The sequence below is a fragment of the Brevibacterium linens genome (genome assembly GCF_003999335.1).
GTDB classification, from domain to species: domain Bacteria; phylum Actinomycetota; class Actinomycetes; order Actinomycetales; family Brevibacteriaceae; genus Brevibacterium; species Brevibacterium linens.
In genome coordinates this window covers 32261-46755 of sequence record NZ_CP026734.1, presented here as the reverse complement: position 1 = coordinate 46755, position 14495 = coordinate 32261, and the positions used below count along the sequence as shown (strand labels likewise).

The 14495-nt window shown below is 65.3% G+C and carries 13 protein-coding genes; 7 read left to right on the top strand and 6 right to left on the bottom strand.

The genetic code is table 11. The features are described from left to right. The first annotated feature begins 50 nt into the window (after nucleotides 1-50). The 5 genes from CXR29_RS00190 to pknB all read left to right on the top strand — a co-directional run bounded on the left by CXR29_RS00190 (nucleotide 51) and on the right by pknB (nucleotide 8323). Nucleotides 51-1418 (top strand): PP2C family protein-serine/threonine phosphatase, encoded by a 1368-nt coding sequence (locus tag CXR29_RS00190; protein ID WP_241241519.1) that lies wholly within the window; start codon nucleotides 51-53, stop codon nucleotides 1416-1418. Then, nucleotides 1418-3010: an FtsW/RodA/SpoVE family cell cycle protein gene (locus tag CXR29_RS00185; protein ID WP_127363525.1), complete on the top strand. Its 1593-nt coding sequence runs from the start codon at nucleotides 1418-1420 to the stop codon at nucleotides 3008-3010. The genes CXR29_RS00190 and CXR29_RS00185 overlap by 1 nt, the downstream gene beginning before the upstream one ends. Continuing rightward, the gene (locus tag CXR29_RS00180; protein ID WP_101555086.1) at nucleotides 3007-4476 is read left to right on the top strand and encodes a peptidoglycan D,D-transpeptidase FtsI family protein; all 1470 of its coding nucleotides are present in this window, start codon (nucleotides 3007-3009) and stop codon (nucleotides 4474-4476) included. The genes CXR29_RS00185 and CXR29_RS00180 overlap by 4 nt, the downstream gene beginning before the upstream one ends. Continuing rightward, the gene (locus CXR29_RS00175; RefSeq protein WP_101593889.1) at nucleotides 4473-6311 is read left to right on the top strand and encodes a protein kinase domain-containing protein; all 1839 of its coding nucleotides are present in this window, start codon (nucleotides 4473-4475) and stop codon (nucleotides 6309-6311) included. Before CXR29_RS00180 ends, CXR29_RS00175 begins: the two co-directional genes overlap by 4 nt. Nucleotides 6312-6427: 116 nt before the next feature. Next, nucleotides 6428-8323: a Stk1 family PASTA domain-containing Ser/Thr kinase gene (gene pknB / locus CXR29_RS00170; protein WP_127363524.1), complete on the top strand. Its 1896-nt coding sequence runs from the start codon at nucleotides 6428-6430 to the stop codon at nucleotides 8321-8323. Between the two features lie 63 nt (nucleotides 8324-8386). Here pknB and CXR29_RS00165 read toward each other — a convergent pair whose 3' ends face one another. From CXR29_RS00165 to CXR29_RS00150, 4 genes are all read right to left on the bottom strand, one after another. Next, nucleotides 8387-8899 (bottom strand): GyrI-like domain-containing protein, encoded by a 513-nt coding sequence (locus tag CXR29_RS00165; protein WP_127363523.1) that lies wholly within the window; start codon nucleotides 8897-8899, stop codon nucleotides 8387-8389. Nucleotides 8900-9058: 159 nt separating this feature from the next. Next, nucleotides 9059-9703: an anthranilate synthase component II gene (locus tag CXR29_RS00160; RefSeq protein WP_101593894.1), complete on the bottom strand. Its 645-nt coding sequence runs from the start codon at nucleotides 9701-9703 to the stop codon at nucleotides 9059-9061. After that, nucleotides 9700-9879: a hypothetical protein gene (locus CXR29_RS00155; protein ID WP_127363522.1), complete on the bottom strand. Its 180-nt coding sequence runs from the start codon at nucleotides 9877-9879 to the stop codon at nucleotides 9700-9702. The genes CXR29_RS00160 and CXR29_RS00155 overlap by 4 nt, the downstream gene beginning before the upstream one ends. Then, on the bottom strand, nucleotides 9872-10897 hold the full coding sequence (locus CXR29_RS00150; RefSeq protein ID WP_127363521.1) for a class E sortase: 1026 nt from the start codon (nucleotides 10895-10897) through the stop codon (nucleotides 9872-9874). Before CXR29_RS00150 ends, CXR29_RS00155 begins: the two co-directional genes overlap by 8 nt. 309 nt (nucleotides 10898-11206) lie before the next feature. On the opposite strand from CXR29_RS00150, the gene CXR29_RS00145 reads away from it, so the two are divergent. Further along, nucleotides 11207-11899 (top strand): cell division protein CrgA, encoded by a 693-nt coding sequence (locus CXR29_RS00145; RefSeq protein WP_101555091.1) that lies wholly within the window; start codon nucleotides 11207-11209, stop codon nucleotides 11897-11899. Nucleotides 11900-12293: 394 nt separating this feature from the next. Here the strand turns inward: CXR29_RS00145 and CXR29_RS00140 are convergent, their stop codons facing one another. Together CXR29_RS00140 and CXR29_RS00135 are read right to left on the bottom strand one after the other, a co-directional pair. Further along, nucleotides 12294-12989: a rhomboid family intramembrane serine protease gene (locus tag CXR29_RS00140; protein WP_101593897.1), complete on the bottom strand. Its 696-nt coding sequence runs from the start codon at nucleotides 12987-12989 to the stop codon at nucleotides 12294-12296. A gap of 37 nt (nucleotides 12990-13026) precedes the next feature. After that, complete coding sequence (locus CXR29_RS00135; RefSeq protein WP_127363520.1) at nucleotides 13027-13569, bottom strand: peptidylprolyl isomerase; 543 nt, start codon at nucleotides 13567-13569, stop codon at nucleotides 13027-13029. Nucleotides 13570-13745: 176 nt separating this feature from the next. Between CXR29_RS00135 and CXR29_RS00130 the strand changes: the two genes are divergently transcribed. Further along, nucleotides 13746-14486, top strand: coding sequence for a hypothetical protein (locus CXR29_RS00130; protein ID WP_241241518.1), 741 nt, complete (start codon nucleotides 13746-13748; stop codon nucleotides 14484-14486). Nucleotides 14487-14495 lie beyond the last annotated feature (9 nt).

Genomic DNA, 14495 nt, shown 5'->3' with positions numbered 1-14495 from the left:
CCGGCGGTACCATCACTCTCCGTTCGGCAGCCCGGTCTCACACCGGGCTGGTGCGTAAGAACAACCAGGACTCCGGCTATGCGGGACCCAATCTCCTGCTCATCGCCGACGGAATGGGCGGTCACGCTGGCGGAGATGTCGCCTCGGCGATCACCGTGTCCCGCCTGGCCGAACTCGACCGCGAACCCGGAGGCGAGGACGCCCTCGAACTCCTCCGCACCTCGATCCTCGAAGCCAATGACCGCATCTGCCGTGGTGTCGGTGAACAGCCCGAACTCGCCGGAATGGGCACCACCGTCACCGCGGTTCTGCGCGCGACCGGCAACCGCTTCGCTCTCGCCCATATCGGCGACTCGCGCGGCTATGTGCTGCGCGACGACAAGCTCCAGCCGATCACCCACGACCACACGTTCGTGCAGATGCTCGTCGACGAGGGCCGGATCACCCCCGAGGAGGCCGAGACCCATCCCCAGCGCTCGGTGGTGATGAAGGTCCTCGGCGATGTCGGGGCCTCTCCCGACCTCGATCTGTCCCTGCGCGAGGCCCAGGTCGGCGACCGCTGGATGCTGTGCTCGGACGGTCTGACCGGATTCGCCGATATCGACGACATCACCCGCGTACTCAAAGAGGTGGCCGACCCCGACGAGGCCTGCCGTCAGCTCATCGACCTGGCATTGGCAGGAGGCGGCGCCGACAATGTCACCGTCGTCGTCGGCGATGTCCTCGAGGGTGAGGTCGAGACCACCGCAGGCGTGTCCGTGGGCTCCGTCCACCTCAACCCCCGCTACGCCGCGATCGGTGCGAACCCCGACGCCGAGGCGGCCGTGGACACCGAAGCCCATGCGACCTTCGCCGACGACGACGTGTCCGCCGACACCGCACCGATCCAGACCGTGGACGGCGAGGACCTCGAAGCTCGCGACGGCACTACTCAGCAGCTGCGAACGAACACCGCTGCAGACGAGGAGGCCGACCTCGACGATGAGGTCGAGAAAAGGTCCTACCTCGGATGGATCATCACCGCCATCGTGATCGTCGCGCTGGCCGTCGGCGGATTCTTCGCGTACAACTACGTCAGCCACCAGTATTATGTCGCCGATGACGACGGCAAGGTCTCCCTCTACCGCGGCCTCGACACGACGCTCGGGCCCATCGAGCTCAGCCGCCTCGTCGACACCACGGACATCGAGGTCGACAGCCTCAACAGCTACTCCCAGGACCGTCTGCGCGGATCGATTCCCGCCGGTTCACGTGATGAGGCCGATCGCATCATCGACAATCTGCGCAAGGAATCCGATCGCTCCTCCGGCATATCCGGCGATGTCGAGGACTCCACGAGTCCGAGCGACCCGGCCCCCTCACCTCCGGATTCGAAGTCCGCGGACCCCAGTGACGCCATCACCCGGGAGTCGCAGTGATGAACCAGGCTCCCTCGCAGACCGCGCGCCCCAGAACCTACCGGCTGGCCGAGCTCGGTCTCCTGATCCTGGCAATCGCCGTCGCCACCAGTGCCTACGCTCTCGTCGGCCTCGGTGTCGAAGACACCATCCCGGCCAATGTCTACGGCTATGCCGCATGGCTGGCCGCACTCGGCGTCATCCTCCACCTCATCGTGTGGATCAAGGCGAAATACGCCGATCCCGTGCTCGTGCCGATCGCGGTGCTGCTCAACGGACTCGGCCTGGCCATGATCTACCGCGTCGACCTCGGCCGTGACGAATACCTCGGTTCGGCGATGACCCAGCTGGTGTGGATGACACTCGGCGTGGGCCTGGCCATCGCCGTGATCTTCGTCGTCCGCGACCACCGCTGGCTGCGCCGCTACACCTATGTCTCGGGCTTCGCCGCCCTGGTCTTCCTCGTGCTTCCGCTCATCCCGGGCATCGGCAAGACCATCAACGGCGCCCGCATCTGGATCGGCGTCGGACCCCTGTCCTTCCAGCCCGGTGAGATCGCGAAGATCCTGCTGGCCATCTTCTTCGCCGGCTACCTCGTCACCTACAAGGACCAGCTCGTCGCCGCCGGACCGAAGATCCTCGGCATCCGCTTCCCCCGTCTGCGCGACTTCGGACCTATCGTCGTCGCCTGGGTCGCCAGCGTCGGCGTCCTCGTCTTCGAACGCGACCTCGGCACCTCGCTGCTCTTCTTCGGCCTCTTCGTCGCCATGCTCTACGTGGCCACCTCGAAGGTCTCGTGGATCATCCTCGGCCTCGGATTCTTCTCCATCGGTGCGGTTGCTGCGACGTTCCTCTTCTCCCATGTGGACCAGCGTGTGTCCGGGTGGCTCAATGCGCTGACCCCCGAGGAGTACAACAAGACTCCCGGTGGTTCCTACCAGCTCGTGCAGGGTCTGTTCGGCATGTCCAACGGCGGACTCATCGGCACCGGCTTCGGCGAAGGCCGACCGAATATGGTCCCCTACGCCGAATCCGATTTCATCTACGCCAGCTTCGGTGAGGAGATCGGCCTGGCCGGACTCTTCGTCATTCTGCTGTGCTACCTCTTCATCTTCCAGCGCGGAATCCGCACCGCTCAGCAGCTGCGCGACGGCTTCGGCACTCTGCTGGCCACGGGTCTGTCGTTCACGATCGCCCTGCAGGTCTTCGTCGTCGTCGGCGGCGTCACACGTCTCATCCCGCTGACGGGTCTGACCACGCCGTTCCTCGCTCAGGGCGGTTCCTCGCTCATTGCGAACTGGATGATCATCGGCCTGCTGCTGCGGATCTCGGACAATGCCAGGCGCCCCGTCGAGGAATTCCACACCGGAGTCCTCAGAATCACCGAGGATCCGCAGCCCGTTCGGGCAGGCGCCCCTGCCGAGGACACGGCCGCCTCGGCGCGCACCGTCGACGAGGATGCCCCCACGACGAACCTGCCGCCGGCGGACTCCCGCGTGTTCGACGACGAAGCCCCGACCACGAATCTGCCGTCCGCGGGCGAACGGGCCCGCGGCCAGGCACCGAACGACACCGATGCCGCCGGCCAACGACCCACCGGAGGTGAACGATGAAGAAGCCATTGACGCATATCGCCGTCGTCGGATTCGTCATGTTCGCGCTCCTGTTCGGGTCGACGAGCTGGGTGCAGTACGTGACTGCGGATTCGCTGAACAACAATCCGCTGAACAACCGCCGGATCCTCGACCAGCTGGCCCGTGACCGCGGTCCGATCCTCGTCGACGGCACCCCGATCGCGTATTCGGAACCGGTCGACGACAAGTACAAGTACCAGCGCAAATACGGCTCGGACAACCTCGATCCGCGCGCCTACGCCTCCCTGACCGGCTACTACTCCATCGTGTCCGGGGCCTCCGGCATGGAGCGCGCCGCCGGTGACTACCTCTCCGGCGATTCCGACGCCCTCTTCTACGACAAGGTCGGCAGCTTCTTCACCGGTGAGCAGCCTCGCGGCGCCGCCGTCGAGCTGACGATCGACCCGAAGGTCCAGCAGGCGGCGTGGGACGGACTGGGCAACCAGAACGGCGCCGCCGTGGCTCTCGACCCGAAGACCGGGAAGATCCTGGCCATGGCCTCGACCCCGGGCTGGGACCCCAATGCCCTGGCCAGCCACGACGCGACCGAAGCCAGCCAGGCCTATAAGAACCTCGAAGCCGCCGACGGCAAACCCGCCTACAACCGCGCGATCGGCGGCAACCTCTACCCGCCCGGCTCGACATTCAAGGTCCTCGTCGCAGCGGCCGCCCTGGAATCCGGGGACTACGAGCCCGATTCGCAGCTCAACGGACCCGCCACGCTCGATCTGCCGCAGACGACGGCGACGATCGGCAACTCGCATCCCGGTGCCTGCCGCAACGGGGGCAAGCCGACCCTGGCCGATTCGCTCGCCGAATCCTGCAACACCTCATTCGCCTCCCTGGGCATGGACCTCGGAGAAGACGCGATCGCGAAGCAGGCCGAGAAGTTCGGATTCGGCGAGGATCTCGAGATCCCTCTCAATGTCACCCCGTCCTCCTTCCCGTCCGACCTCAATCCGCCGCAGCTGGCTCAGTCCTCGCTCGGTCAGTACGAGGTCAGGTCGACTCCGCTGCAGATGGCGATGATGACAGCGGGAATCGCCAACGGCGGAAAGATGATGAAGCCCCAGCTCGTCGACAGGGTGCTCAATGCGAACACCCTCGAGCCGATCTCCGAGACCCGACCGAGCCAGATGTCCCGCCCCGTGTCCGGAGATACGGCCGACAAGCTCACCGACATGATGACCGGTGTGGTCGAGAACGGCACCGCCTCGGTGGCGAAGATGGGCGACACGAAGGTCGCAGCGAAGACCGGCACCGCCCAGCACGCCACGGGCGCGGCACCCCATGCCTGGTTCATCTCCTTCGCCCCCGCCGACGACCCTCAGGTCGCGGTCGCGGTCGTGGTCGAGAACGGCGGAAACGCGGGCAACGAAGCTTATGGTGCGACGGTCGCAGGACCGATCGCGAAGAACATGATGGAAGCGGTGGTCGAGAAATGAGACCCGTCGAAGGCACCCTGTTGGGCAACCGTTACAAGCTCACCTCCCGCATCGCCGTCGGCGGCATGGGAGAGGTCTGGAAGGGTGTGGACTCCGTGCTCGGCCGCGAGGTCGCGGCGAAGATCCTCAAGGACGAGTACCTCTCCGAATCGACCTTCCTCGCCCGGTTCCGAGCCGAGGCCCAGAACATGGGTCGGGTCTCCGATCCGGGAATCGCCGGCGTCTACGACTACGGCGAGGAGCAGGGTTCGCCCTATCTCGTCATGGAATACGTGCCGGGCGAGGCCCTGTCGGCCATCATCGAACGCAGCGCGCCCCTGTCAGAGGCCGATACGCTCTCCATCGTCACCCAGGCCGCTGCCGCCCTCGGCGCCGCCCACAAGGTGGGCGTCATCCACCGTGACATCAAGCCCGGCAACATCCTCATGACTCCGGACTTCCGGGTCAAGATCACGGACTTCGGCATCGCCCGGGTCACCGATCAGGCCCCGTTGACGAAGACCGGGCAGGTCATGGGCACCGCCCAGTATCTCGCTCCCGAACAGGCCACCGGCAAGGGGTCGGGGCCCGGTTCCGACCTCTATGCACTGGGCATCATCGCCTATGAGGCCCTGGCCGGTCAGCGTCCTTTCACCGGAGACTCGCAGGTGGCCATCGCCATCGCCCAGGTCAACCAACAGCACCCGCCGCTGCCGGACACGGTCTCCGAACCGCTGCGCCGCTTCGTCGACTGCCTGCTGGAGAAGAAACCCGAACGTCGTCCCTCCGATGCCTTCAAGGTCGCCAAGGCCGCCGAGGCGCTCTCGGCCGGGGACATCGCCGGAGCCGAGGAGCTCGTCCCGCAGATGCGGCACGGGGCCGCCGCGTCCGAAGCCCTGACCCAGGTCTTCAACAACCCGGAGCCTACGGCCACGACGAAGACCCTGCCCGTCACCTCGGCGAACGATGCGACCCAGGTGTACCCGAACGGGGCCGCCGCCGGATTCGCCGGGGCCGGGGCCGTCGGAGCCGGAGCTGCCGGTGCCGGAGCCGCCGCGGCGAATACGGGACAGATCGATCCCAACGATCCGCAGAATCAGGATCCGGAGAAGGACACGCCCTCGAACAAGGGCCGCGTCCTCATCTGGATCCTCGCGATCATCGCCCTCATCGCCGTTGGCTCCCTGCTGTGGTTCTTCCTCGGCGGCGGAAATGCCGAACCCGAACCGGAACCGTCCACCTCGGCGCCGACCTCGGAGGCGGCGAAGACGATCGAGATCGATAAGAACGATTACATCGGACTCAGCGAATCCTCGGCGACGCAGAACCTCGAGAACAAGGGACTCGAGGTCGAGACCACGGACATCAACTCGGAGCGCACCGCCGGAACGGTCGCCGATGTGGGCGAGGGCGACAACGGATACACCTTCGAAGAAGGCGACACCGTGACCCTCTACATCTCCGCCGGTCCCGCCGAGGCTCCGGAAGAGCCGGCCTCGGATTCCGCTTCCGATCCGGGTCTGGGCAATGGCTCCGAGACGAACTCGGACTCCGGTTCCTCATCCGATTCGCAGGATCAGGGTTCGAACTCCGGTGACAACGGCTCGACCTCCGATCAGGAGTCCTCGAGCTCGTCGAGTTCGTCGTCGGACTCCGAGACCTCGACCGACTCGGGCTCCGAAGGGTCCTCGGAGACGTCGGGCGAGTCGGACTCATCGACTTCCGGGGATTCGGCCGACACCTCGGGAGGTTCGACCTCGTCCGGCACCGGGTCCGGAAGCGATTCGACGTCGTCGGGCAACGCGAACAGTGGTGAGGCCAGCGGCAACTCGGGCGGGAACAATGGCAATGAGTAGACATTGAACGATACCGAGCAGCGAGTACGAGAAACGAAGAGTTTGAGATACTGAAACTCGACCCGGTTCGGATGAGAACGAACCCACCGAACGGGTGAGACTAGCGGAGGACATACATGAGTGAACCCAAGGTTCTGTCGGGGCGTTACGAAGTTCGTGCGCTCCTCGGCCGTGGGGGCATGGCAGAAGTGCATGAGGGCGTCGACAACCGGCTGGGACGTCGCGTGGCCATCAAACTTCTGCGTTCCGATCTCGCCCGCGATCCGTCGTTCCATACCCGGCTCAAGCGCGAGGCCCAGTCGGCAGCCGGTCTCAACCATCCCGGAATCGTCTCCGTCTACGACTCCGGTGAAGAGGAATTCGTCGAATCCGGCGGCTCATCCGTGTCCGTGCCGTTCATCGTCATGGAATACGTCGAGGGTCAGACCCTGCGCGAAGTCCTCAACGAGCACGGCACACTCACCGTCGACGAGGCCCTCAACGTCATCGCCGGAGTCCTCGCCCCGCTCGAGTACTCCCACCGCAACGGCATCGTCCACCGCGACATCAAACCCGCGAACGTCATGCTCACCCCCGAGGGCGACATCAAGGTCATGGACTTCGGCATCGCCCGAGCGCTCAAGGACAATTCGGGGCTGACACAGACCCAGTCGGTCGTCGGCACCGCCCAGTACCTCTCCCCCGAGCAGGCCCGCGGCGAAGTCGTCGACGCCCGCTCCGACCTGTACTCGACCGCCTGCCTGCTCTACGAGCTGCTGGCCGGCCGTCCCCCGTTCGTCGGCGACTCCCAGCTGGCCGTGGCCTACCAGCATGTCGGGGAGACCCCGCAGCCGCCGAGCTTCTTCAATTCGGACATCCCACCGGCCGTCGACCGGCTCCTCCTCCACGCGCTGCTCAAGGACCGTGACGCCCGGTATCAGGATGCCTACACCTTCCGTGAGGACGTGCTCGCCGCCCGCGACGGCCGCCCCATGAGCTTCGAGGACGACGTCGAGGCCACTCAGGCGTATCCGATAATGGCCCCGCCCATGACCGCCCCGATGGCTCATGCCGACGACGCCGATGCCGCTCCCGAGACCGGACCGGTATCGGCGATCATGACCAATCAGGAGGAGCGGCCGCCGCAGAAGCGCTCCCGCGCCTGGGTCTGGATCGGCAGCATCTTCGTGCTCCTCGCCCTGGCCGCCGTGGCCCTGTGGGTGTACGAGATCAACAAGCCCGAACCGATCGTTCAGGTCGAAGTCACGGATGTGGCCGATATGGATGCCGATGAGGCCGAGGCGGCCCTCATGCAACAGGGCCTGCGAGTGAACACGGACGAGAAGTACAGCTCGGAAGTCGACAAGGGCAAGGCCATCGAAACCGATCCTCCGGGCGGTCAGAGGGTCGACAAGGACAGCGTGGTCAAGCTGATCATCTCCTCCGGCCCCGAGTCCGTGACGATCCCCGACGTCTCCGGAAAGACCGAGGAGGCGGCGCGGAAGATCATCAATGACGCGGGGCTGCAGGCCGGCACCCATATCTCCCAGAATTCCCCGGATGTGGAGAAGGGCGTGGTCATCGAGACCAAGCCCGGTGACGGTCAGGAGGTCGATGTCGATTCGAATGTCGATCTCGTCGTGTCCTCAGGTCTCGTCGAGGTCCCCGATGTCACCGGCCAGACCGCCGAGAAGGCCTGCAAGACCCTCGAAGGCGATGAGTACCAGCTCACGTGCAAGACCGAAGAGGTCGAGACCGACGAACACGATGAGAAGAAGGTCTTCGAACAGTCCGCGACCGGCGGCAGCGAGGTCAAGCAGGGCTCGGAGATCACCGTGAAGGTGGCCAAGAAACCGCCGGAACCGTCGCCTTCGATTCCCTCGATCCCCGGAGGAATCCCGACCTCACCCGGCGGCGACAGCGGAGACGACGGCGGCGGAGATGACGAAGACAAGGACAAGGATAAGGACAAGGACAAGGATTCGATGGGCGGAGGGCTCTTCGACAACTGGTCCGAAGTCATCGGCAACTGAAGCTCTCGGTCCTCGCAGCGCACAGCGGCCGGGTCAGTCATCGACTGGCCCGGCCGCTGTCTCTCACTCCAGGGTGAGGAACAGGTCGGTGCGCATATCGGCGGGATCCGCCTCGGGGCTTGGTTCGGTGACATAGAGCTCGATGAACGGCAGTCCCGGACGATGCCCGGCCGCCACCGCGTCCTTGAGCAGCTGTGCCCAGGATTCCCCGAGCCCGTCATATCCGCCGAGGTGGCTGCGCACGGCCATGGAGCCGCCGGGCAGCTGAGCGGGGATGACGATATGACCGCCGGCGATCGGCTCCGCGCTCTTCAGTCCCGCCGAGGTGGAGATCCCCACCTGCAGATCCACCGTTTCGCTCGGCTGCCGGGTGTAGAGGGCGAAGGCCGGTCCTGCGGGTTCGATTCCCGCCTCGGAGAGCACGGGGAAGAGCCCGTTGAACGTGGAATCGAAGAGTTCCGGCAGGTCCGACATGGGCACTTCGCGGGCCTCGACGACCGCCGCCGGAGTGGCCGGGACCTCGAGGACGGTGAGTTCGGTGAACGGTTCCTCGCGCAGATAGGTCGGTTCTGACATCGTCGCTGTCTCCTGTTCGTCGCTCGTGCACGACCACTGTGTGCGTGCACGGCCCCCGACGCACATGCGGATCATCTGCGCACAGGGATCGCTGTGCTCACGATCATAACGATCGGCCACCTCGGCGAGAACCCTGAGAACAGGGATCGGCGGGAATTCTCAGGCGATCGCGGTCGCCAACGGGGACATGCCCGCCGCCGCCTGGGCGGCACCGTCGAGACCGCACACCTCGAGCCAGTTGCCGAGCATGAGGTACCCGCATTCGGTGAGCACGGACTCGGGGTGGAACTGGACGCCGAACAGGGGCTTCTCCCGGTGTTCGATGGCCATGACGATGCCGTCATCGGTGCGGGCGGTGACGGCGAACTTCTCAAGATCGAGGGTCTCGTCGACGATCGCCAGCGAATGGTAACGGGTGACGGTCAGCGGACTCGGGCAGCCGCAGAAGATTCCTTCGCCGTCGTGGGTGACGACCGAGGTCTTGCCGTGCATGAGCACGGGAGAGTGGGTCACCTCGGCGCCGAACACCTCGCCGAGGGCCTGATGGCCCAGGCAGACGCCGAACACGGGCATGCCTGACGTCTCCGCCCAGGACAGCAGGGGCGGGCAGACTCCGGACTCGGCGGGCGCGCCGGGACCCGGGGACAGGAGGACGCCGTCATAGGCGGCCACGGTGGCGGCCACCTCGGCGGCGGGGATGTCGTCGTTGCGGACGACGTCGACGTCGGCGCCGAGCTCACGCAGATAGGACACGAGCGTGTAGACGAAGCTGTCGTAGTTGTCGATGACGAGGATTGAGGTCATTGTTGTCCGGTCTCGGTCACTGTGGCGTTGTTGAAGGGCATGTACGGGGCGATCACGGGGAAGACGTACTGCATGAGCAGCAGCACGACCGCCGCGATGAGGATGAGGGCGAGGATGAGCTTGACGACCCAGTTGCCCGGGAGGATCCGCCAGATGAATGCGTACATATCAGGCACCGCCGTCCTTGCTGACCTTGTCGTAGGCCTTCGAGTCCTTGATGCTGTCGGGCGCTCCGTTGCCGGCCGGCGTCCAGTCCGTGAGTTCGGCGTAGGCGACGTAGCGTTCCCGGGCGGAGAACATCGGGTTGCACGCCGTCATCGTCAGGATCCGGTCCTTGCCCTTGAAGTCGGGTGCGTCCGGCACGGGTGAGAGCACTTCGACGGCGTCGGGGAGGATGATGTCGAAGTTGCGGAAAGTGTAGGTGTAGAAGCCGTCCTTCGTCTGGACGATGATCTCGTCGCCCGGACGCAGGTTCGCGATCTGGTTGAACGGCTTGCCGTAGGTCACGCGGTGACCGGCGACGGAGAAGTTGCCGACCTCGCCGGGCATCGCCGAGTTCGGGTAGCGGCCCACGCCCATCCGGTTGAGCACGGGTTCGAGGTCGACGCCTTCGGCGACGGTGCGGTAGTAGTCGTCGCCGAAGCGCGGGATGTAGAAGATGCCGAAGGCCTCGTTCTTGTCCACGGGGTCGGCGACCACGGGTTCGTCCGGATCGTCGGGCAGTTCGTTCGGGTCCTGATTCGCCCAGTCCTGGGTGAGTTCGTCGGCAAGCACTTCGTTGTCGCGGTTGGCCTGGATGTCCGTCCACCACAGCTGCCAGACGACGAAGAGGATGAGGACGAGTCCGGCCGTGATGCACAGTTCGCCGAAGGTGCGCACGGTCCCGCGGATCGGGCCGAGCGGTTCCTTCGCCGTGGGCTGACGCCGACGCCGCTGTCGGGTTGCGGGACGATGCTGGGGCTGATCCTCGCCGAGGCGGCCCTGCGGGGATTGTCCGCCGTGACCCTGCGGGACCGCGGGCGGGACGTCGGAGTATACGGCGGTCGGTTCGCCCTGGACTGCGGCGGCCTCGGCTTCCCTGCGCCGCAGCTCGCGTCGGCTGGGCAGCGGCTGGTCACCGGCGGCAACGGAGCCGCCCGCGGACCGAGCGGCAGAGTGACCGACCGGCTGATCGGCAGAGTGGGAGGTGGACATCCGTCTCTGAGCAGGACGGATAGTGGGTCGCGAGGGCGGATTCACGCCCGGCTCGTTACCCGAGGAGGAACTATTCACCACTTCTGCTCCGTGACTGTCACTGCATTGTCTGGGGGCCGTCGAAGAAGACAGGCGGGGACACCCTTATGCACTTTATCCTATGAGAATCAACGTTCGGAGCGCGCTCGGGGCGCTTTCAGGGTAGTCGGAGTTTTTCACTGTGACCCCCGCCCCGAGTAGACTGGTCTGCGATCGTCCCCAACCATTCATTCGGCGACCCCACGACGGTCGACCGACAAAGGAGTACTTGTGGCCAAGTCCAAAGGACGCCCCCAGCGCACTTCTCGCACTTCGTCGGCGGCCAAGGCGAAGCAGGCCGAGTCCGCTGAAGCGGTCGAGGCCGCCGAGGTCGAGGAGCTCGAGACCGATTCGCTCGACACCGATGTCACCGATGCTGCGGACGAAGAATCGGCTGCGACCGAATCCGCTGCGGACGATCTGACGGACGATTCCGCGGACGAGGACGCTGAGAGCGACGAGGACACTGAGGGCAAGGCCTCCGACAAGGATTCCGCGAAGGACTCCGAGACCGCGGCTGCCGGGAAGAAGGACGCGGCGGCCAAGGGTGCGAAGTCGTCGAAGACCTCGGACTCGAAGACCTCGGACTCGAAGGCCTCCGGTTCCACATCATCGGCCTCCAAGGCAACCGGTTCGAAGGGTGCGGCTGCCAAGCGCACCTCCCGTTCGGGCAATCCGGCCAAGCGGTCCCAGGGACGCAAGACCGCGAGCTACACCTCGACCTCGGGCCAGCAGACGATCAAGCCGAACCCGAGCTGGTTCCTGCCGGTGCTCATCGGCCTGCTGCTCGTCGGCCTGATCTGGCTCGTCACCTTCTACATCACCCAGGGCGCTTTCCCCGTCGAAGCCTGGGGCAACTGGAACATCCTCATCGGCTTCGCCTTCTTCGTGGCGGGTCTGATCATGTCCACACGCTGGCGTTAGGCGCTCCCGGCCGCAAGCGCGTCGATTGTCTGGTCGATCCGCGGTGATTTCGAGCTCGGAATCGCCGCGGATCGACCAGACAATCTGCATTCAGCGGGTCCCCCACGCGTTCCGGCATTCGCAGTTCCCGTCAGCAATCCACAAGCGCCGAGTTATACCCAAGCCGGGTGCGTCGCTTGTGGAAAACTTATTTTAGGCCTCTGACCAGGCTAAACACACGCGTGTAAGTTATCCACCTTGTGGATAGAGCTTGTGGACAATGAATTTTCCACTGCGGAGTGCACACAGATCGGCTTTTGTCTGGTAAAAGCCTGACAACGCCGAGGAGGCTCTCCGCACCTGCCGATCGTCTCGAACTCAGAGGCCGAACCCGGGAGCGGAGCCCGGACCGCGCTCACAGCCCGAGGCCGGCCATCTTCCACGCCCCGCCGACCGCCATGAGCACCACCAGGCCGACCGAGCTCGCCGTGAACACGAACGTCCGGGACCGCTGTGGACCCAGCAGCCCAGCACAGCCGAGCACGAAGCCGGTGATCAGACCGCCGAGGTGGGACTCCCAGGACACCCCCGGAACGAGGAGTCCATAGCCGAAGTTGAGCGCGACGAATACAAGAACCCCGGTGATGTTCCGGTCGAGGCGGCGTGTCGGGGCCAAGAGGACGCCGACGATCGCGAACACCGCACCCGAAGCGCCGATGTGGTTCGTCACCCAGTCAACGTCGAAGGGGTCTGCCAGCAGGAGCACCATGGCCGAACCACCGGCGGTGCCGATGACGTATACGGCCAGGAACTTCCAGTGCCCCAGGGCTCTCTCGACGAAGGATCCGAAGAAGAACAGCCCGATCATGTTCGCCAGCAGGTGGAACGGTGAGGGCTCCTCGTGGACGAGGGCGACCGAGAGCACCCGCCACGGCTGGTCGAGCGTGAGCGCGGGAACGAAGCTCAGCCGCCGCAGCAGGTCGAGGCCGGGTATGAGCTCCGCGAGAAAAGCCACGATGGTGACGATGAGGAGCGTGCGGGTGATCAGCGGCGGGGATGCAGAGAGGGCCCGGCCGGTTTCCCGTGCCGAGCCCTCCTCAGGTGTGTCCATCACACCATGGTACTCAGTGTCCTCTGCGGACGGTGACTCACTTCGCGGTGATGTCGACCTTCTCGATGACGACCGGTTCGACCGGCTTGTCCATCGCAGCGGTGCGCACACCCTCGATCTCGTCGACGACCTTCTGGCTGGCTTCATCGGCAACCTCGCCGAAGATGGTGTGCTTGCCGTTGAGCCACGGGGTCTCGGCGGTGGTGATGAAGAACTGGGAGCCGTTGGTGCCGCGTCCCATCTGCTTGCCGGCATTGGCCATGGCCAGCAGGTACTTGCGGTCGAACTGCAGTTCGGGGTGGATCTCGTCGTCGAAGGTGTAGCCGGGTCCGCCGGTGCCGGTGCCCAGCGGGCAGCCGCCCTGGATCATGAAGTTCGAGATGATGCGGTGGAAGCCGAGTCCGTCGAAGAAGGGACGCTTGGTCGGCTCGCCGGTCGAGGGATCGGTGAACTCACGCTCGCCCTGGGCCAGTTCGACGAAGTTGGCCACGGTCTTCGGAGCATGGTTGCCGAAGAGGTTGATGGTGATGTCACCGTGGTTGGTGTGTAGGACTGCGGTATGCGTAGAAGCTGTAGTCATGACTTCATTCTTCCACGCCGAGGCGGCGAATGCAGTTTCGCACCATGCCCGTTGCCCAACCTGTCAGGCGATCCGCAGACAATTCGATGACATCCGCTGTCCCCAGGTTTGCCCCGAGGCCGTAGACTGGTCGGTGATCACCTTGACCACCGACATCTAAGGATTGGGAACAGTTTATGTCGAAGAAGCCCACTCGAGATCAGCTCACTTCGAAGCTCGATTCCGCGAAGCAGACGTCCCTCCGAGTCCTGGCAGATGCCAGCGAGACCGCAGCCCCGAAGCTGCGTGAGGCCGCCGACAAGGCCCGCCCCCAGGTCGAGGCACTGGCAGGCAAGGCCGAAGAGTTCGCCGAGAAGGCACGTCCGCAGGTCGAAGCTCTGGCCGACAAGGCCAATGATCAGGTCCACAACTGGGCCGACAAGCTCGAGTCCTACCGTCCCGAAGCGACCGAACGCGCAGGCAGGTTCGCGTCGAATGCCGCGACTTCGCTGTCCGCGGTCGAGACCCCGAAGCTCATCGATGACCTCGCTGTCCGCCTCACCGGTGATAAGAAGGCCATGAAGAAGGCTCGCAAGGCCCTCGCCAACGCCGGCAAGCGCATCGAGAAGGACACCACTCGCAAGTCCGGCGGCGGAAAGGCCGCACTCGTGTGGACTCTCGTCATCGGTTCGGCCGCCGGAATCGGCTACTACGTGTGGAAGAAGGCCCAGCCGGTCGAAGATCCCTGGTCGACCCCGCTGCCGAACAACCGTCCCGCCGATGCCCGTCCGGTCGGTTCGACCCCGGCTTCGCGTCAGGCCGCCGCCACCGAGGTCTCGCAGACCGCTGTGCCGTCGACCAAGGCCGAGGCCGCGGACGAGGTTCCCGCTCCGAAGCCGGCTTCGAAGTCCGCTGAAGGCTCGGACGCCAAGCACTGAGTCACGACC